Source organism: Pseudomonas sp. MF09150 (assembly GCF_059862355.1).
In genome coordinates this window covers 200,272-218,557 of sequence record NZ_JCBCUS010000007.1, presented here as the reverse complement: position 1 = coordinate 218,557, position 18,286 = coordinate 200,272, and the positions used below count along the sequence as shown (strand labels likewise).

The window sequence follows — 18,286 nt, the reverse complement described above, 5'->3', positions numbered from 1 at the left end:
TCCTGTCCAAGCGCTGCTTGCCGACGGAAAGTAAGCGGCCGGCAAAGGCTTATCGGCCGTTTTTTTCAGGACTGGAGGGCGAAAACGCGTTAACGGATGTGAAGTCCGTCAATAAATCCGAGAATTTTCGTTCCCAGCTCGGCGGCCAGTGGCAGTTGCGGATCCTTGTACGAGGCCAACTGACGCTTGATGTCGTTGGGCACGATGCGCATCACGTGGTTCATGCCCTCGATCAGCGCCAGCTGCGCATCCGGCTTGGCAGCCTTGAGCATTTGCGCATCGCCGACGCCGACCTGGATGTCGTTGCTGCCCTGAATGATCAGTGCCGGCATTTTCAGTCTGGCAAAGGCGGCGGACGGGTCTTCCCGGAACAGGGTGATCAGGTAGGGCTGGACGCTGGGGCGGAAGATCACCTGCAGTTGCGGCGGCACGTCTTCATCCACCCGGCCGGCCTTGAGGCTGTCCAGGAGTTCGTTGGCGCGCAGCATCAGCGCGGGTGGCAGGCGGTAGCTCAACTGCTGGCGCAGTACCTGGTCGACCGGGCGCGCGGTGCCGGACACCGAAATGACCGCCGCCGCATCCAGTTGCGGAGCGGCGAGGGTGGCAATCAGCGCACCTTCACTGTGGCCAAGCACGATCAGCGGGCCCAGGCGCGAGTCGGCCTTGAGCTTCTGGCCCCAGGCCACGGCGTCCGACACGTAGGCGTCGAGGGTCAGGTTGCGTTCGTCCGGGGTCGCGGCCAGGCTGGCGGCGACCCCGCGCTTGTCGTAGCGCACACTGGCGATGTTGTGCTTGGCCAGCACCCAGGCCAGGCGCTTGAGGCTGTCATTGCGCCCGCCGTCCGGGTTGTTGCCGTCGCGATCGGTGGGCCCGGAGCCGGAGATGATCAGCACCACCGGCACCGGCTGCTCGGATTTGGGCAGCAGCAGCGAGCCATAGAGTTCGCCGTGCCCGGTGTCCAGGCTGATCGGGCGTTGCAATACGGCGGCCTGGACCAGGCCGGTGAACAGGGTAAGGCTCAAGAGGAGAACTCGCAGCATCATCACGCCATCATGGATAAGGTGCCGGTTGGACTTCCCGGTACGAATAAGGTTCGAGGATGAACTAGTCCGATAGCCTGCGTATACTGGCGCGCTCAGTAATCCTGATTGAGTTATTTCGGCTGATTTCACGGAGCTCCCCGCATGTCCGGCAATACCTACGGCAAGCTGTTCACTGTCACCACCGCGGGCGAAAGCCATGGTCCGGCGTTGGTCGCCATTGTCGACGGCTGCCCGCCGGGCCTCGAGCTGTCGCTGGACGATCTGCAACGTGACCTGGACCGGCGCAAACCCGGCACCAGCCGCCATACCACCCAGCGTCAGGAGCCCGATGAGGTCGAGATCCTTTCCGGGGTATTCGAAGGCAAGACCACGGGCTGCGCCATCGGTCTGCTGATCCGCAATACCGACCAGAAGTCCAAGGATTACTCGGCGATCAAGGATCTGTTTCGCCCCGCTCACGCTGACTACACCTACCACCATAAATACGGCGTACGCGACTACCGTGGCGGCGGCCGCAGTTCGGCGCGGGAAACCGCCATGCGCGTCGCGGCCGGTGCCATCGCCAAGAAGTTCCTGGCCACCCAGGGTATTGTGGTTCGCGGCTACATGAGCCAGTTGGGCCCGATCGAGATCCCGTTCAAGACCTGGGACTCGGTGGAAGACAACGCCTTTTTCAGCCCCGACCCGGACAAAGTGCCGGAGCTGGAGGCCTATATGGACCAGTTGCGCCGCGACCAGGATTCGGTCGGAGCCAAGATCACGGTAGTCGCCGAAGGCGTGATGCCGGGCCTGGGCGAGCCGATTTTCGATCGCCTGGACGCCGAACTGGCCCACGCGCTGATGAGCATCAATGCGGTCAAGGGCGTGGAGATCGGCGCCGGCTTTGCCAGCGTCGCCCAGCGCGGCACCGAACACCGTGACGAACTGACCCCGGAAGGTTTCCTCAGCAACAACGCCGGCGGCATCCTCGGCGGGATCTCTTCGGGACAGCCGATCATTGCCCACCTAGCACTCAAGCCAACCTCCAGCATCACCACTGCGGGCCGTTCCATCGACGTTGATGGCAACCCGGTGGACGTCATCACCAAGGGCCGTCACGACCCGTGCGTCGGCATTCGCGCCACGCCGATCGCCGAGGCGATGATGGCCATCGTGCTGATGGATCACCTGCTGCGTCATCGCGGGCAGAATGCCGACGTGCGCGTCAGCACGCCGGTGCTGGGCCAGTTGTAATGGCGGTCCTGCCAGTCGCCACGGTCTGAACGCCGTGGCGGCGCTCCCGTACTGGCGGCTCTCCAGCTTCTACCTGTTCTATTTCGCCTTGCTGGGGTCGACCGCGCCGTTTCTTGCGCTGTATTTCGACCACCTGGGGTTTTCCAGCGCGCGCATTGGCGAGTTGGTGGCCATCCCCATGCTGATGCGCTGCGTGGCGCCCAATATCTGGGGCTGGCTGGGGGACTACAGCGGGCGGCGCCTGGCTATCGTGCGTTTTGGCGCGATCTGCACGTTGCTGAGTTTTTCGCTGATTTTCATCAGCAAGACCTACGCCTGGCTGGCGATGGTCATGGCCCTGCACGCCTTCTTCTGGCACGCAGTGCTGCCCCAGTTCGAAGTGATCACCCTGGCCCATCTGCGGGGCCAGCCCGCACGCTACAGCCAGATCCGCCTGTGGGGCTCGATCGGTTTTATCCTGGCGGTGGTCATCATCGGGCGCCTGTTCGAATGGCTGAGCCTGGATATCTACCCGGTGACGCTGGTGGTGATCATGTCCGGAATCGTACTCAGCAGCGCCTGGGTGCCCAATGCCCAGCCTGCGACCCAGGGCAGCAACAGTTCGGCCGGTTCGGGGTTTCTCAAGCAACTGCGGGTGCCGGGCGTCCTGGCGTTTTATCTGTGCGTGGCCTTGATGCAGTTGAGCCATGGCCCGTATAACACCTTCCTCACGTTGCACCTGGAGCGACTCGGTTACAGCCGTGGGTTGATCGGCCTGTTGTGGGCGCTGGGGGTGGTGGCCGAAGTGCTGATGTTCCTGGCCATGAGCCGGATCCTGGCGCGCTTTTCAGTACGCCGGGTGCTGCTGGCGAGTGTGCTGCTGGCGGCCTTGCGCTGGCTGCTGCTGGGAGAGTTTGCCGAGTACCTCGGGGTCTTGTTGCTGGCCCAGGTGCTGCACGCGGCGACATTCGGCAGCTTTCATGCGGCTGCCATTCATTTCGTGCAACGTAGTTTCGGTGCCCGCCAGCAGGGGCAGGGCCAGGCGCTGTATGCCGCCCTGGCCGGTGCCGGCGGGGCCATGGGGGCCTTGTATTCCGGTTACAGCTGGAATGCCCTGGGACCTGTGTTGACCTTTAGTATTGCCAGCGTCGCAGCTTTGGCTGCAGCCGTTATCATTGCCACACGTATGCAAGAGGACAGGCCATGAGCCTTACCCGTGAACAGCTCGCCCAGGAAATCATCGATGCCGGGCGCTTTCTTTATGGCCGCGGCTGGTCGCCGGCCACCAGCAGCAACTATTCGGCCCGCCTGTCGTCGACCGAGGCTTTGCTCACGGTCTCTGGCAAGCACAAGGGGCAGTTGGGGGTGGACGATGTGCTGGCCACCGACCTGGCCGGCAACAGCCTGGAACCGGGGAAGAAGCCGTCGGCGGAAACCCTGCTGCACACCCAGCTCTACAGTTGGCGCCCGCAGATCGGTGCGGTATTGCATACCCATTCGGTGAACGCCACAGTGCTCTCGCGCCTGACCCCGGGGACCGTGATCGAGTTCGAAGACTACGAACTGCAGAAAGCCTTCAGCGGCGTCTCGACCCACGAGTCGCGGGTACGGGTACCGATCTTTGACAATGATCAGGACATTGCGCGCCTGGCAGCCAAGGTCCAGCCCTGGCTGGAGGCCCACCCGGATTGCGTCGGCTACCTGATTCGCGGCCATGGCCTGTACACCTGGGGCGCACGCATGAGTGATGCGCTGCGCCAGATCGAGGCTTTTGAGTTTCTGTTCGAATGCGAGTTGAAGACCCGCGCGATCCTGAACCGTTAAACCGTCAAGGCTTTCTTCGACCGAAGTAGCCATCGCCTGATGAAGTGCCTCGCCTGACCGGTGTGTAAAAGCCGGAAGGCGGGACGAAGACCTAGGAGTTGCCATTATGAGCAGCCTGTCCGTTTACCACGTATCCAGCCCGGACCTGCCAAACAAGGTCCTGACCCATTTCGACGATATCGCTTCGACCCTGGCCGAGCAGGGCGTGCGTTTCGATCGCTGGCAAGCTGCTAGCAAGATCGAGCCGGGTGCCAGCCAGGAAGAAGTGATCGCCGCCTACCAGGTGCAGATCGATCGCCTGATGACCGAGCGCGGCTACATCACCGTCGATGTCATCAGCCTCAACAGCGATCACCCGCAAAAAGCTGAATTGCGCGCCAAGTTCCTCGACGAGCACCGACACGGCGAAGATGAAGTACGGTTTTTCGTCGCCGGGCGTGGGCTGTTTACCCTGCATATCGATGATTATGTGTACGCGGTGCTGTGTGAGAAAAACGACCTGATCTCGGTGCCAGCTGGCACCCCGCACTGGTTTGACATGGGCGAGCACCCGCATTTCGTCGCCATCCGCCTGTTCAATAATGCAGAAGGTTGGGTCGCTCAATTCACCGGCGAAGACATCGCCAGCCGTTTCCCACGCCTGGAGGATTGAGCGGATGCCGATCAAGGCCATTCTGACCGACATTGAAGGCACCACCAGCGCGGTGAGTTTCGTGTTTGATGTGCTGTTTCCCTACGCCGCCACGCATTTGCCCGACTTTGTTCGCCAGCACGCCACCCGCGCAGATGTGGCCGAGCAGTTGCAGGCGGTGCGCCAGGACAGCGGCGAAACGGCGGCGGATGTGGAGCGGGTGATCGAGACTCTGTTGGGCTGGATCGCCGAAGACCGCAAGGCCACGCCGCTCAAGGCATTGCAGGGCATGGTCTGGGAGCAGGGTTATCAGGCCGGCCAGCTCAAAGGGCATGTCTACCCCGACGCGGTCGAAGCGCTGCAGCACTGGCATCAGCAGGGTTATGAGTTGTATGTCTACTCGTCTGGCTCGATCCAGGCGCAGAAACTGATCTTCGGCTGTTCGGATGCCGGGGATCTGTCTGGGCTGTTCAGCGGGTATTTCGACACCACTTCAGGCCCCAAGCGCGAGGAGCAATCCTATCGCCGCATCAGCCAGGCCATGGCTTGCCCGGCGGCGCAGGTGCTGTTCCTGTCGGATATCGTCCAGGAACTGGACGCAGCCAAAGCCGCTGGCATGGCCACCTGTGGCCTGGTGCGCGACGGCGGGGAATTGTTGGGGCATCTCAATGTAACGAGCTTTGCCGATATCGATCCGACCAGCTTCTAAAACGAAGGCCGTGTCAGCGCAAGGCTGGCACGGCCTGAGGTGTGGCGCGAGCTTCACTCAAACGGAGTGATAGGTCGGCAGGGCGAAGCGATTCTGGCTTTGCAGCATGGAAATCTGTGGCAACTCGCTGGCTTGTTCGGCCAGGTCGCGACGAATCGCACTGATCACCCAAGACAACTGGTCACCGGCATGCAACTGCGCGTAGGAGATCGACCGTTTGAACTGTCGGCCTTCGCTATTGCGCAATGTGAGCAGGATGCCGCCGTCAGGACGTGGCTGGGTGGTGACTTCGAAGTTGGAGAACAGCGACGAAAATTTTTCTTGGATCAGGCTCATGTCTATCAGCTCCGTTAGCTCTTGAATGGCAAGCGTGGAGTGATAGGTGCAGCGATTGTGCCAGTATTTGATTTTAATAAAACTCTATTAAAATCAAGATGTTACAAATTATCCGATTTTTCTTTTTCGTGCATATTGCATGAATGGCCATCGTGCATCCTGCATTTTGCGTGGTTCGGGCGGGCTCTGGCGCTCGATCCGGGTACCGCTGTGACCCTGGCACCGTCCTAAAAATTCCATGGCTCAGACTTGCGGTCGGCAATTTTTCCCCAGGGCAGGCGTTGCCAAGGGATACAAAACTTTGCAAAAACCACGTGTACAGTCCGAGAACGGCTGACGTATTTTTCAGCCTGCAACGCTGCCTCACGGCTGTCGTGGCCAAGCGTTGTGCCAGCTGTTTACGGGAGTTGCCGAGTAGTGCCGGTTATCACGACAAGGAAAGTCATGAGCGGCGGATTGCGAGGTCCGCTCGACCGAATAATAAGAAACAGGATGGGATCCATGAACAGCAATCAAAGCGACATGATCACCTGGGGCATGATAATTCGTAAGTTGCCGTCCATTGCCCGGGCGTTGCCTCGGGTGCTCAAGGGCATGAAAGCGGCCAACGTCGAGAAACCTGATCAAGCCTGCGGTCTGGGCTGGACCTTCGAACAGGCAACACAGCGCAATCCCGATGGCGCGGCGCTGCTCTATGGCAACCAGCGGCTGACTTATACACAGGTCAACCAATGGGCCAACCGCATCACTCATTACCTGCAGCAACAGGGCCTGGGCAAGGGCGATGTGGTGGCGATCTTCATTGAGAACCGCCCGGAACTGCTGGTGACGGTGCTGGCGGTGGCCAAGCTGGGTGGCATCTGCGCAATGCTCAATACGGCGCAGACCCAGGGCGTGCTCGCGCACAGCCTGAATCTGGTCAAGCCGGCAGCGATTGTGGTTGGTGGCGAACTGGTCGCGGCCTATTCCGCGGTTCGCCCGCAGTTGGCGATCGACGCGCAGCGGACCTGGTTTGTTGCCGATCAACAGACCTTTGTCGATCCGGGCGAGGCGCCCGAGGGCTACATCAATCTGATCAGCGCCAGCGCCGATTCGCCATCGAGCAATCCGCCGAGCACCCAGCAGATCTACCTCGATGACCCGTGCTTCTACATCTATACCTCCGGTACCACAGGCCTGCCCAAGGCCGGGATCTTCAAGCACGGGCGCTGGATGCGCACCTCCGCCAGCTTCGGCACCATCGCCCTGAATATGCAGCCCGAAGACGTGGTCTATTGCACCTTGCCGCTGTACCACGCCACCGGGCTTTGTGTGTGCTGGGGTTCGGCCATTGTCGGCGCCTCGGGGTTTGCGATCCGGCGCAAGTTCAGTGCCAGCCGGTTCTGGGATGACGTACGACAATTCAATGCCACCACCCTGGGCTATGTCGGCGAGCTTTGCCGCTACCTGATCGATCAGCCGCCCAGCGCCCGGGACCGTGACAACCCGGTGTTGAAGATGATCGGCAATGGCCTGCGCCCGGGCGTCTGGGCCGAGTTCAAGCAACGTTTCGGAGTTGGGCATATCTGCGAGCTGTACGCCGCCAGCGACGGCAATATCGGTTTCACCAACGTGCTCAACTTCAACAACACCATTGGGTTTTCCCTGGCGTCCTGGGCCTTGGTGGAGTACGCCCACGACACGGGGGAACCGATCCGCAACAGTGCCGGGTTCATGCAGAAGGTCGCCAAGGGCGGGCAGGGCCTGCTGTTGGCGAAGATCGATGACAAGGCGCCTCTGGACGGCTACACCGAGCCAGAGAAAAACCGCAAGGTCACGCTGTGCGATGTGTTCGAGAAGGGCGATCGCTACTTCAACACCGGCGATCTGCTGCGCGATATCGGTTTTGGCCATGCGCAATTCGTCGACCGTCTGGGCGATACCTATCGCTGGAAGGGCGAAAACGTCTCCACCACCGAGGTCGAGAATATCTTCCTGCAACACCCCCATATCGCCGAGGCCGTGGCCTACGGAGTGCAAGTGCACAACACCAACGGCCGTGCCGGAATGGCGGCGATCACCCCGGCCGAGTCCCTGGCGACCCTGGATTTTCGCGACCTGCTGCAATTTGCCCGGGAGCAGATGCCGGCGTATGCCGTGCCGCTGTTCCTGCGGGTGAAGGTCAAGATGGAAACCACCGGCACCTTCAAATACCAGAAAACCCGGCTCAAGGAAGAAGCCTTCGACCCCGCCAAGACCGGTGACGACCCGATCTATGCCTGGCTGCCAGGCTCGGATACCTATGTGCAGGTAACTGAACAGACGGTGCTGGATATCCAGTCGGGCAAATTCCGTTATTGATTCTGGCTATGGCCGCTCTTGAGAAAAAAGGGGTGACAGGGCCGGGGCGGCTTAAGGAAACTAGCGCCTTTGCAATTTGCCGAATGTGGAGTTTCCGATGACAGACAACAGCCGCCAGATGACCCAGGAAGAAGCTGAGGAGTTTGCCGAGCAGGTGTTCAACGTGGCCCGTCAGGGTGACGCATTGATGCTCGACAGGCTGGTGAGCAACGGCCTGCCGATCAACCTGCGCAACCATAAGGGCGACACTTTGCTGATGCTCGCCAGCTACCACGGCCACCTGGACGCGGTGCAAGTGCTGCTCAAACACAAGGCCGACCCGGAGATTCGCAACGATAACGGGCAGAGCCCGATTGCCGGCGCGGCGTTCAAGGGCGACCTGGCGGTGGTCAAGGCGTTGGTCGAGGGCGGCGCCGAGGTTGAAGGTTCGTCCTTCGACGGCCGTACCGCGCTGATGATGGCCGCGATGTTCAACCGCACCGAGATCGTCGACTACCTGATCAGCCAGGGCGCCGACCCCAAGGGCCGCGACGCGAATGGCGTGAGTGCGCTGGAGGCGGCCAAGACCATGGGCGCCAAGGACACGATCGCGCAGCTTGAGCGCCTGCTGGGCTGACCGCAGGGGAGGGCGAGGGCGCAACACCCTCGCCGCCTCCTGGCCTTTGCGCTATCCTGCGCGCCCGAAAAAATCACTCGCCTTCAGGATGCACCCATGAAAACCGCCCTAATCGAACTCATCGGCAAAATCAGCTCCGGGTGCATGGGCGATGCTGAAATCGAGCAAATCGCCACCGACGCGGCGCAAGCCTACGCCGACCCCGAAGCGTTTCTGACGGCCAATCCGGACATCAACTACGACGATACTTTCCCGATCCCGCTGGGTGAGTGGGTGGTAGTGGGTAGTCTGCCGGACACCGTGCTGTTCCAGGCCGATACCTATGTTGACCTGTTCGCCCAGATCGTCGACTCGTTCGGCCCGGGCGTTACCTTCAACATCAAGCCCAAGCAACTGGCGAAGACCGAGGCGTTGACTGCCCTCAACCGCATTCAGATCCAGATGGCCAGCATGAACCCGGAAAACGGCGGTTATGTGCTGATGAATTTCAGCCAACTGCTGGATGACGAGCTGCAACTGGTGCTGGTGTATGGCAACGACGTGCCGCGCGTCCTGGAGTTGTGCGCCGAGGTAGGGATCGCCGCTGCGCCGTCCCTGGAAGCGCTCAAGGTCGCGATTCACGTTTAAAACCGGCGATCTGCGCAATAAAACGGAACCCTGGCCAGGCGCGGCTATCCTAAGGGTGCAATCCATCACTTGGGAGCAACACCATGGGATCCACCTTCAATGGCCTTATCGGCCTGATTATTCTGGCGCTGGATATCTGGGCGATCATCAACGTTCTGAAAAGTAGCGCAGAAACCGGGATGAAAATCATCTGGGTGCTGCTGATCATCCTGTTGCCGGTGCTGGGCCTGATTATCTGGGCGATCGCCGGGCCGCGAGGCAACGTGCGGATCTGACCCCCAGCGGGTGTAACTACCCCCGAGCCCCGGCAACGGCTGCCGGGTGATCCATGCCGTGGCCCGGGCCGGGCATGAAAGTCGAACCAGAAGGTTCGACCTGTCATGTTCGGCGACGTAGAATGCGCGCCTTTCCTTGGTCGAATGCCCACACGCAGGTGTCGGCATCCGACCATCATGGGCGGGTAACCGTCCGTTGCCACCAGCATTTATCGGGGGACTTACCCATGAGCAGCACCAAGACCAGCGAATACCTGGAAACCCTCTACGAAGGCTACGGCCAGCGTTTTCGCGTGGAAAAAATGCTTCACGAAGTGCGTACCGAACACCAGCACCTGGTGATTTTCGAAAACCCGCGCATGGGCCGGGTCATGGCGTTGGACGGTGTGATCCAGACCACCGAGGCTGACGAATACATCTACCACGAGATGCTGACCCACGTGCCGATCCTCGCCCACGGCACGGCCAAGCGCGTGCTGATCATCGGCGGCGGTGACGGCGGCATGTTGCGTGAAGTGACCAAGCACCGCGGTATCGAACACATCACCATGGTCGAGATCGACGGCACCGTGGTCGAAATGTGCAAGGAGTTTCTGCCCAACCACTCCAAGGGTGCGTTCGATGATCCACGCCTGAACCTGGTGATCGACGACGGCATGCGCTTCGTCGCTACCACCGAAGAGAAGTTCGACGTGATCATCTCCGACTCCACCGACCCGATCGGCCCGGGTGAAGTCCTGTTCTCGGAAAACTTCTACCAGGCCTGCCATCGCTGCCTGAATGAAGGCGGGATCCTGGTGACCCAGAACGGCACGCCGTTCATGCAACTGGGTGAAGTCCAGACCACCGCCGGCCGCCTGCGCAGCCTGTTCCCGGATTGGCACTTCTATCAGGCGGCGATTCCGACCTACATCGGCGGTGCCATGACCTTTGCCTGGGGCGCGACCGACACCGCTTATCGCAAGCTGTCCCGTGACGTCCTGCGCCAGCGTTTTGCCGGCAGCGGTATCGTGACGCGCTACTACAACCCGGAAATTCATATCGGCGCCTTTGCCCTGCCGCAATACGTCTTGCAAGCAGTGAACAAACCGAGCAACGACTGATCATCATATGGAAAGGGCCTCAGGGCCCTTTTTTATGTGACCAAATATGCGTTGCACAAAATTTTCACAAAGTTTCCAAGACAATCCGCCCGCACCGTTTCCTCTGTTTTGTGACGCAATCTCTTGCCCTAGAGCCGTTGCGGGCTTGCTTGGGTGTTTGCCAGTAATCAATGGCAATGCCACGAGTGATCGTGCAACATTTGCGCTCCGCGTATCCCCCCTGCCCCTGGTGGCGAAAAGAGGGCAGAGCGCAGCTGCATTTTTGAAACTTAAACTTCCAATGGGTCCTAAAACGACATGGCAAACCCGGACGCCCTGAGTCAGCAGCGAGCCTCGAATCGCCTGCTGCAACCGACCGTCAAATCCCACCTGGCTTATACGCTGCTGTGCGCGTTGGTCATGATGGTGATGTTCACTTTGCTGCGCGTGGCGCTGCTGGCCTACAACCGCGAGATGATCCTCGACACCCCGGCTTCGACTTTTCTCGAAGCGTTCGCCAACGGTCTGCGTTTTGACCTGCGGCTGGTGGTGTACCTGAGCATTCCGCTGTTGCTGGCACTGTTCAGCGCCAGGGCCATGGCCGCACGCGGCTTCTTCCGCTTCTGGCTGACCCTGGTATCGAGCATCGCGCTGTTCCTCGGCCTGATGGAGATGGACTTTTACCGTGAGTTCCACCAGCGCCTCAACGGCCTGGTCTTCCAGTATGTGAAGGAAGACCCGAAAACCGTGATGAGCATGCTCTGGTATGGCTTCCCGGTGGTGCGTTACCTGCTGGCGTGGGCCGTGGGTACCTGGATCCTGAGCCTGGCGTTCAAGGGCGCCGACCGTGCGACCCGCCCTCGTGGCCCCTTCAGTGGTGGCAGCATCGGCACCCGGCAGATCGCCCCCTGGTACGCCCGGGTCGGTGTGTTCGTGGTTTGCCTGCTGATCTGTGTGGTTGCAGCGCGCGGCACCTTGCGCCAAGGGCCGCCGCTGCGTTGGGGTGACGTTTACACCACCGACTCCAACTTCGCCAACCAGCTCGGCCTGAATGGCACCTTGCAACTGGTGGCGGCAGCCAAGGACCGCATGTCGGAAGACCGCGGCAACATCTGGAAAGCCACCCTGCCTCAGGAAGAGGCAACCAAGATCGTGCGCCAAATGCTGGTGATGCCGGACGAAAAACTGGTGGATGCCAGCACGGCCGCCGTGCGCCGTGACTACACGCCGCCCGCCGAGAAGACCCTGCCGATCAAGAACGTGGTCGTGATCCTGATGGAAAGCATGGCCGGTCACTCGGTCGGTGCATTGGGCGCTCCCGGCAACATCACGCCGTACCTCGACAAGTTGTCCAAGGAAGGGCTGCTGTTCGACAACTTCTTCTCCAATGGCACCCATACCCACCAGGGCATGTTTGCCACCATGGCCTGCTTCCCGAACCTGCCCGGTTTCGAATACCTGATGCAGACCCCGGAAGGCAGCCACAAGTTGTCGGGCCTGCCGCAACTGCTCAGTGCTCGCAAGTACGACGATGTGTACGTCTACAACGGCGACTTCGCCTGGGATAACCAGTCGGGCTTCTTCAGCAACCAGGGCATGACCAACTTTGTCGGGCGCAACGACTTCGTCAACCCGGTGTTCTCCGATCCGACCTGGGGCGTATCCGACCAGGATATGTTCGATCGCGGCCTGGTCGAGCTCAAGGCGCGGGAGAATGGCGCACCGTTCTATGCCCTGCTGCAAACCCTGTCCAACCACACGCCTTACGCGCTGCCGACGCCGTTGCCGGTTGAGCCGGTGACCGATCGCGGCACCCTGAATGAGCATTTGACCGCCATGCGTTACGCCGACTGGGCGTTGGGCCAGTTCTTCGAGAAGGCGCGTAAAGAGCCTTACTTCAAGGAAACCCTGTTCGTGGTGGTGGGTGACCATGGCTTCGGCAACGAGCGCCAGATCACCGAAATGGACCTGGGCCGCTTCAACGTGCCGATGCTGATGATCGCGCCGGGGATCCAGGAAAAGTTCGGTCCGCGCAGCCATATCGTCGGGACCCAGGTCGACATCGTGCCGACCATCATGGGCCGCCTGGGTGGCGAAGTGCGTCACCAGTGCTGGGGCCGTGACCTGCTGAACCTGCCGGAAGGCGACACCGGGTTTGGCGTGATCAAGCCATCGGGTAGCGAGCAGACCACCGCCATTGTGACGGCGGGTGAGATCCTGGTGCTGCCGAAGGAAAAGGAAATGCTGCCCAAGATGTACCAATACCAACTGGGGACTAACCCACGAGCTGAAATCGTTCCGGACGCACCTGATACCGCCGAGATGAAACTCAAGTTGGAAGCCTTCCTGCAAACAGCCACCAAGAGTCTGATTGATAACACGGCCGGTGTTATCGATGGCAAGCCGGACTGATCAGTAAGCGCAATAAAAAAGAGGCCCCGCAAGGGCCTCTTTTTTTTCAGCGATACAATAGTGCTGTGCTTATATTCGACCCAGCAGCAGCAATACCAGCAGCACTACCAGAACCACACCGATGATACCGGACGGGCCGTAACCCCAGCTTCTGGAGTGCGGGAACACCGGAAGACCACCGATCAGAAGAAGTATCAGAATAACGATCAGAATTGTGCCCATGTCGATTTCCTTATTGGAGTTTTCGGTCAAGACGCGGCTGTTTGACGACGAGGTTCAGTTATCAACTAAGCCGAACCGCTTAATAAATCCGACTCTGCACGCGGAGAAAAAATTCCAAGTATTTTTAATGTTTTTTGCACACGGGTTTATTTCTTTTAATGCTGGGGCAATTGCCCCTCGGCGCTGAACTTATTGATTCGCGCCAAGTCCCGACTCGGATTGTGCAAGGCATGGGGGCTAAGTTTGCCTGGGGCATTCAGCATTCTGATGGTACGTGGGAGAGCCAGGCTCCTTCGCTACACTGCGGCTCAACTTCCCCGGAACAACAAGGCAACTCCTATGCAAAATCGCATGATGATTACTGGCGCCGGGTCCGGCCTGGGTCGTGAAATCGCACTGCGCTGGGCTCGTGAAGGTTGGCAGTTGGCGTTGTCCGATGTCAGTGAGCCGGGCTTGCAGGAAACCCTGAAGCTGGTGCGCGAGGCGGGTGGCGATGGCTTCGTGCAGCGCTGCGATGTGCGCGACTACAGCCAATTGACCGCGTTTGCCCAGGCCTGCGAGGTGAAGCTGGGCGGTATCGATGTGATCGTCAACAACGCCGGGGTGGCCTCGGGCGGGTTTTTCAGCGAGCTGTCCCTGGAGGATTGGGACTGGCAGATTGCAATCAACCTGATGGGCGTGGTCAAGGGCTGCAAGGCGTTCCTGCCGTTGCTGGAACAGAGCAAGGGCAAGATCATCAACATCGCCTCCATGGCGGCCCTGATGCAGGGCCCGGCCATGAGCAACTACAACGTGGCCAAGGCCGGTGTGGTGGCGCTGTCGGAAAGCCTACTGATCGAGTTGGCGCAACAGGAGGTCGGGGTGCATGTGGTATGCCCGTCGTTCTTCCAGACCAACCTGCTGGATTCATTCCGTGGCCCGACCCCGGCGATGAAAGCCCAGGTCGGCAAACTGCTTGAAAGCTCGCCCATCAGCGCGGCCGACATTGCCGACTATATCTACCGTCAGGTCGCCGCCGGCGAGTTCATGATCCTGCCCCATGAGCAGGGCCGCATGGCCTGGGCCCTGAAGCAGAAGAACCCGCAGCTGCTGTACGACGAAATGACCCTGATGGCCGACAAGATGCGGGCCAAGGCCCGGCAAAGCGCAAGCTGAACTTGCCCGCTGGCCGGTGCGTCGTTAGGGTTGCCGGCATCTGGCAATCCTGACGAGACCTTGCATGCTCAATTACCTGTGGTTTTTCCTTGCCGCGCTATTTGAAATCGCTGGCTGCTACGCCTTCTGGATGTGGTTGCGCCAGGGCAAGAGTGCCTGGTGGATCATCCCCGCGCTATTGAGCCTGACCTTGTTTGCCCTGTTGTTGACCCGCGTCGAGGCCACTTATGCGGGGCGCGCCTACGCCGCCTATGGCGGGATCTATATCATCGCTTCGATTGGCTGGCTGGGGCTGGTGGAGCGGGTGCGTCCGCTGAGCTCGGACTGGCTCGGGGTGGCACTGTGTGTGATAGGCGCGAGCGTCATCCTGTTCGGCCCACGCTTCTCCAACGGCTGATCGGGCCCAATGCGGGCCCGCAGACTCTTCAGTCGAACAGGGCCTTGGGCACATCGTGCTTGAGCATCAACTGGCACTGTTCGCTCTCCGGATCGAAAACGATCAGCGCCTGACCCTTGCTCAAGGCCTGGCGCACCCGCAGCACGCGGGTTTCCAGTGGCGTGTCATCGCCATTATCGGTGCCGTCGCGGGTCACGAAGTCTTCGATCAGGCGGGTCAGGGTGTCGACTTCAAGTTGGTCGTGGGGAATCAGCATACGGGCCTCCGGCAAACAATCCCGGATGCTACTGCGCCCGGGCCTGCACCGCCAGCCAAAGCGCGTGCAGGCGGGGTGTCAGTCGCCGTTATGATTTTTGCCCGACCAGGCTGTCGACCGACGGCACTCGGGTGTCGCTCTCCATCTGTGCGTCATGCTCCAGTTGATGGCTGAAGCGATCGAGTGAGCCCTGGGCCGGTTGCGCGTCGCTGGCGAATACCGGCGGGCTGAGGATGTAAGCCCCGAGCAAACGACTGAGCGCCGCCAGGCTGTCGATATGAGTGCGTTCGTAGCCGTGGGTCGCGTCGCAACCGAAGGCCAGCAGCGCCGTGCGGATATCGTGACCGGCGGTGACCGCCGAATGGGCGTCGCTGAAGTAGTAGCGGAACAAATCCCGGCGTACCGGCAACTCGTGGTCATGGGCCAGGCGCAGCAGGTGGCGCGACAGGTGGTAGTCATAAGGGCCGCCGGAATCCTGCATGGCGACACTCACCGCGTGTTCGCTGGAGTGCTGGCCGGGCGCGACCGGGGCGATGTCGATGCCGACAAACTCGCTGACATCCCAGGGCAGGGCGGCCGCCGCGCCACTGCCGGTCTCCTCGGTGATGGTGAACAGCGGGTGGCAGTCGATCATCAAGGGTTCGCCACTGTCGACAATGGCCTTGAGCGCGGCCAGCAAGGCGGCGACCCCGGCCTTGTCGTCCAGGTGGCGGGCGCTGATATGCCCGCTTTCGGTGAACTCCGGCAGCGGATCGAAGGCGACGAAATCCCCGACGCCGATGCCCAGGGAGTCGCAGTCGGCGCGGGTGGTGCAATAGGCGTCCAGGCGCAGCTCGATGTGGTCCCAGCTGATGGGCATTTCATCCACTGCCGTGTTGAACGCGTGCCCGGAGGCCATCAACGGCAACACGCTGCCGCGCAGCACCCCGTTATCGGTAAACAGGCTGACCCGGCTGCCTTCGGCAAAGCGGCTGGACCAGCAGCCGACTGGGGCCAGGGTCAGGCGCCCATTGTCTTTGACCGAGCGGACGCTGGCGCCAATGGTGTCCAGGTGGGCCGAGACCGCGCGGTCCGGGCTGTTTTTCTGGCCCTTGAGGGTGGCGCGGATGGTGCCACGGCGGGTCAGTTCAAAGGGAATGCCCAGTTCTTCCAGGCGTTCGGCGACGTAACGCACGATGGTGTCGGTAAAGCCCGTCGGACTGGGGATGGCCAGCATCTCCAGGAGGACTTTCTGCAGGTAGGTGAGGTCGGGTTCGGGGATTTTACGGGTCATGGAAACTCCTGATGAGTAAAGGGCATCGATGGTTTCGATGAGGCCAAGGGCGTGTTGCCTGGTGCAGGTCGAGGGCCTTGATGCCGGCACCACAGCCCGTCGGGCTGCCGATGCCGGCCCAGGGCGAACCTAGGTCGCCGGTTGGCTATGGGGGAACAGCAGATCGACAAAGCGCTCCGCCGTCGGTTGCGGCTCGTGGTTGGCCAGGCCGGCGCGTTCATTGGCTTCGATAAACACGTACTGCGGCTGATCGGCGGCCGGCACCATCAGGTCGAGGCCGACCATCGGGATATCCAGCGCCCGCGCGGCTCGCACCGCAGCGTCGACCAGGGTCGGATGCAATATCGCTGTGACGTCTTCCAGGGTGCCCCCGGTGTGCAGGTTGGCGGTACGTCGCACAAACAGGCGTTCGCCTGCCGGCAGTACGCTGTTGTAGTCATAGCCTGCGGCATGCAGGGTGCGCTGGGTTTCGTGGTCCAGGGGGATCTTGCTTTCGCCGCCGGTAGCGGCCTGGCGTCGGCGGCTCTGGGCTTCGATCAGGGCACCGATTGAATGCTGACCGTCACCGATCACTTCAGCAGGCCGGCGAATCGCGGCCGCCACCACTTCAAAGCCAATCACCAGGATTCGCAGATCCAGGCCTTGGTGAAAGCTTTCCAGCAACACCCGGCCGTCGAACTGCCGGGCATGATCGATAGCCTGCTGCACCTCTTCAATGCTGCGCAGGTCGACCGCCACGCCCTGGCCTTGCTCGCCGTCCAGGGGCTTGACCACGACCCGCTCGTGTTCATCGAGAAACGCCAGGTTGTCGTCGGCGTTACCCGCCAATTGCTGCGCGGGCAGATTCAGCCCGGCGCTGCGCAGCACTTTGTGGGTCAGGCTCTTGTCCTGGCACAGGCTCATGCTGATGGAACTGGTCAGGTCGCTCAGGGACTCGCGGCAGCGCACCCGGCGCCCGCCGTGGCTCAGGGTGAACATCCCGGCCTCGGCGTCGTCGACCTGCACATCGATGCCGCGGCGATGGGCTTCCTCGACAATGATCCGCGCGTAGGGGTTGAACTCGGCTTGGGGCCCAGGGCCCAGGAACAGCGGCTGATTGATGCCGTTCTTGCGCTTGATGGCAAAGGTCGACAGGGTGCGAAAACCGAGCTTGGCATAGAGGTTCTTGGCCTGGCGGTTGTCGTGCAGCACCGACAGGTCGAGGTAGCTCAGACCACGGCTCATGAAGTGCTCGATCAGGTGCCGCACCAGCACTTCGCCGACACCGGGGCGGGTGCACTGCGGGTCTACCGCCAGGCACCAGAGGCTGCTGCCGTTTTCCGGGTCCTGGAACGCCTTGTGATGGTTGAGCCCCATCACGCTGCCGATCACCGCGCCGCTGTCTTCGTCTTCCGCCAGCCAGTACACCGGGCCGCCCGCGTGGCGCGGAGTCAACAGCGCCGGGTCGATGGGCAGCATATTGCGCGCCTGGTACAGCTGGTTGACGGCCTGCCAGTCGGCCTCGTTCTGCGCGCGGCGGATGCGAAACCCGCGAAAGACCCGGGTCGCCTGGCGGTAATCACTAAACCACAGGCGCAAGGTGTCGGACGGGTCGAGAAACAGCTGCGTCGGCTCCAGCCCCAGAATCTGCTGCGGCGCTGCCACATACAGCGCGATATCGCGCTCGCCGGGCTGTTCGTTGAGCAACTCCTGGGCCAGGCTCGCCGGGTCGGGAAAGGTATGGCCGATCAGCAGCCGGCCCCACCCGCAATGCACGGCAATGGGTTCCGGCCCGGGCTCGCTGCCGTCTTCGGCAAAGCGCGCTTGCAGGCGTTCATAAGACGGCGCCTGACCGCGTAACAAGCGTTGGCTGTAAGCCGTGGCGTGGGGTTTCATC

At 61.3% G+C, this 18,286-nt stretch carries 20 protein-coding genes; 14 read left to right on the top strand and 6 right to left on the bottom strand.

Annotated features, from left to right (window positions below; translation table 11 throughout):
- Nucleotides 1-89: 89 nt before the first annotated feature.
- The gene (locus AC19YX_RS24645) at nucleotides 90-1,043 is read right to left on the bottom strand and encodes an alpha/beta hydrolase (RefSeq protein WP_020299599.1); all 954 of its coding nucleotides are present in this window, start codon (nucleotides 1,041-1,043) and stop codon (nucleotides 90-92) included.
- Between the two features lie 141 nt (nucleotides 1,044-1,184).
- Here AC19YX_RS24645 and aroC point away from each other — a divergent pair, with 141 nt between their 5' ends.
- The 5 genes from aroC to mtnC all read left to right on the top strand — a co-directional run bounded on the left by aroC (nucleotide 1,185) and on the right by mtnC (nucleotide 5,419).
- Entirely contained in the window at nucleotides 1,185-2,276 is a 1,092-nt protein-coding gene (gene aroC, locus AC19YX_RS24640) for a chorismate synthase (RefSeq protein WP_500607235.1), read from the top strand.
- A gap of 34 nt (nucleotides 2,277-2,310) precedes the next feature.
- On the top strand, nucleotides 2,311-3,462 hold the full coding sequence (locus AC19YX_RS24635) for an MFS transporter (RefSeq protein WP_201131936.1): 1,152 nt from the start codon (nucleotides 2,311-2,313) through the stop codon (nucleotides 3,460-3,462).
- Nucleotides 3,459-4,079 carry a methylthioribulose 1-phosphate dehydratase gene (locus AC19YX_RS24630; RefSeq protein ID WP_500607234.1) on the top strand — a complete coding sequence of 207 codons (621 nt, stop codon included), beginning with the start codon at nucleotides 3,459-3,461 and terminating at the stop codon, nucleotides 4,077-4,079. Before AC19YX_RS24635 ends, AC19YX_RS24630 begins: the two co-directional genes overlap by 4 nt.
- 106 nt (nucleotides 4,080-4,185) lie before the next feature.
- A complete protein-coding gene (locus tag AC19YX_RS24625) occupies nucleotides 4,186-4,731 on the top strand; it encodes a 1,2-dihydroxy-3-keto-5-methylthiopentene dioxygenase (RefSeq protein WP_078470730.1) in 546 nt (181 codons plus the stop codon).
- Nucleotides 4,732-4,735: 4 nt separating this feature from the next.
- The gene (gene mtnC / locus AC19YX_RS24620) at nucleotides 4,736-5,419 is read left to right on the top strand and encodes an acireductone synthase (protein ID WP_500607233.1); all 684 of its coding nucleotides are present in this window, start codon (nucleotides 4,736-4,738) and stop codon (nucleotides 5,417-5,419) included.
- 57 nt (nucleotides 5,420-5,476) lie between these two features.
- On the opposite strand, the gene AC19YX_RS24615 is transcribed toward mtnC, so the two are convergent.
- Nucleotides 5,477-5,755 carry a DUF3509 domain-containing protein gene (locus AC19YX_RS24615; protein ID WP_020299605.1) on the bottom strand — a complete coding sequence of 93 codons (279 nt, stop codon included), beginning with the start codon at nucleotides 5,753-5,755 and terminating at the stop codon, nucleotides 5,477-5,479.
- A gap of 501 nt (nucleotides 5,756-6,256) precedes the next feature.
- Between AC19YX_RS24615 and AC19YX_RS24610 the strand changes: the two genes are divergently transcribed.
- The 6 genes from AC19YX_RS24610 to AC19YX_RS24585 all read left to right on the top strand — a co-directional run bounded on the left by AC19YX_RS24610 (nucleotide 6,257) and on the right by AC19YX_RS24585 (nucleotide 13,107).
- Entirely contained in the window at nucleotides 6,257-8,095 is a 1,839-nt protein-coding gene (locus AC19YX_RS24610; RefSeq protein ID WP_201131933.1) for a long-chain-acyl-CoA synthetase, read from the top strand.
- Between the two features lie 97 nt (nucleotides 8,096-8,192).
- The gene (locus tag AC19YX_RS24605; protein WP_020299607.1) at nucleotides 8,193-8,711 is read left to right on the top strand and encodes an ankyrin repeat domain-containing protein; all 519 of its coding nucleotides are present in this window, start codon (nucleotides 8,193-8,195) and stop codon (nucleotides 8,709-8,711) included.
- 96 nt (nucleotides 8,712-8,807) lie between these two features.
- Nucleotides 8,808-9,338, top strand: a complete 531-nt coding sequence (locus AC19YX_RS24600) for a hypothetical protein (protein WP_078470726.1) — start codon at nucleotides 8,808-8,810, stop codon at nucleotides 9,336-9,338.
- An 83-nt stretch (nucleotides 9,339-9,421) separates the two neighbouring features.
- Nucleotides 9,422-9,613 (top strand): PLDc N-terminal domain-containing protein, encoded by a 192-nt coding sequence (locus AC19YX_RS24595; RefSeq protein WP_020299609.1) that lies wholly within the window; start codon nucleotides 9,422-9,424, stop codon nucleotides 9,611-9,613.
- 227 nt (nucleotides 9,614-9,840) lie between these two features.
- Nucleotides 9,841-10,716 (top strand): polyamine aminopropyltransferase, encoded by an 876-nt coding sequence (gene speE, locus AC19YX_RS24590; protein ID WP_020299610.1) that lies wholly within the window; start codon nucleotides 9,841-9,843, stop codon nucleotides 10,714-10,716.
- Nucleotides 10,717-11,013: 297 nt separating this feature from the next.
- Nucleotides 11,014-13,107 carry an LTA synthase family protein gene (locus AC19YX_RS24585; protein WP_500607232.1) on the top strand — a complete coding sequence of 698 codons (2,094 nt, stop codon included), beginning with the start codon at nucleotides 11,014-11,016 and terminating at the stop codon, nucleotides 13,105-13,107.
- Nucleotides 13,108-13,176: 69 nt separating this feature from the next.
- On the opposite strand, the gene AC19YX_RS24580 is transcribed toward AC19YX_RS24585, so the two are convergent.
- Entirely contained in the window at nucleotides 13,177-13,335 is a 159-nt protein-coding gene (locus AC19YX_RS24580; protein ID WP_177323429.1) for a DUF3309 family protein, read from the bottom strand.
- Here AC19YX_RS24580 and AC19YX_RS24575 point away from each other — a divergent pair.
- The 3 genes from AC19YX_RS24575 to AC19YX_RS24565 all read left to right on the top strand — a co-directional run bounded on the left by AC19YX_RS24575 (nucleotide 13,328) and on the right by AC19YX_RS24565 (nucleotide 14,881).
- On the top strand, nucleotides 13,328-13,516 hold the full coding sequence (locus AC19YX_RS24575) for a hypothetical protein (RefSeq protein ID WP_153050235.1): 189 nt from the start codon (nucleotides 13,328-13,330) through the stop codon (nucleotides 13,514-13,516). The two genes, AC19YX_RS24580 and AC19YX_RS24575, sit on opposite strands and share 8 nt — an antisense overlap.
- Before the next feature lie 152 nt (nucleotides 13,517-13,668).
- Nucleotides 13,669-14,484, top strand: coding sequence for an SDR family oxidoreductase (locus AC19YX_RS24570; protein ID WP_020299613.1), 816 nt, complete (start codon nucleotides 13,669-13,671; stop codon nucleotides 14,482-14,484).
- Between the two features lie 64 nt (nucleotides 14,485-14,548).
- Nucleotides 14,549-14,881 (top strand): YnfA family protein, encoded by a 333-nt coding sequence (locus AC19YX_RS24565; RefSeq protein WP_078470724.1) that lies wholly within the window; start codon nucleotides 14,549-14,551, stop codon nucleotides 14,879-14,881.
- Nucleotides 14,882-14,909: 28 nt separating this feature from the next.
- Here AC19YX_RS24565 and AC19YX_RS24560 read toward each other — a convergent pair whose 3' ends face one another.
- The 3 genes from AC19YX_RS24560 to ngg form a co-directional block, all read right to left on the bottom strand.
- On the bottom strand, nucleotides 14,910-15,137 hold the full coding sequence (locus AC19YX_RS24560) for a YheU family protein (protein ID WP_020299615.1): 228 nt from the start codon (nucleotides 15,135-15,137) through the stop codon (nucleotides 14,910-14,912).
- An 88-nt stretch (nucleotides 15,138-15,225) separates the two neighbouring features.
- Nucleotides 15,226-16,410, bottom strand: coding sequence for an osmoprotectant NAGGN system M42 family peptidase (locus AC19YX_RS24555; RefSeq protein ID WP_078470723.1), 1,185 nt, complete (start codon nucleotides 16,408-16,410; stop codon nucleotides 15,226-15,228).
- A 129-nt stretch (nucleotides 16,411-16,539) separates the two neighbouring features.
- Nucleotides 16,540-18,285: an N-acetylglutaminylglutamine synthetase gene (gene ngg / locus AC19YX_RS24550; protein WP_421548408.1), complete on the bottom strand. Its 1,746-nt coding sequence runs from the start codon at nucleotides 18,283-18,285 to the stop codon at nucleotides 16,540-16,542.
- Nucleotide 18,286 lies beyond the last annotated feature (1 nt).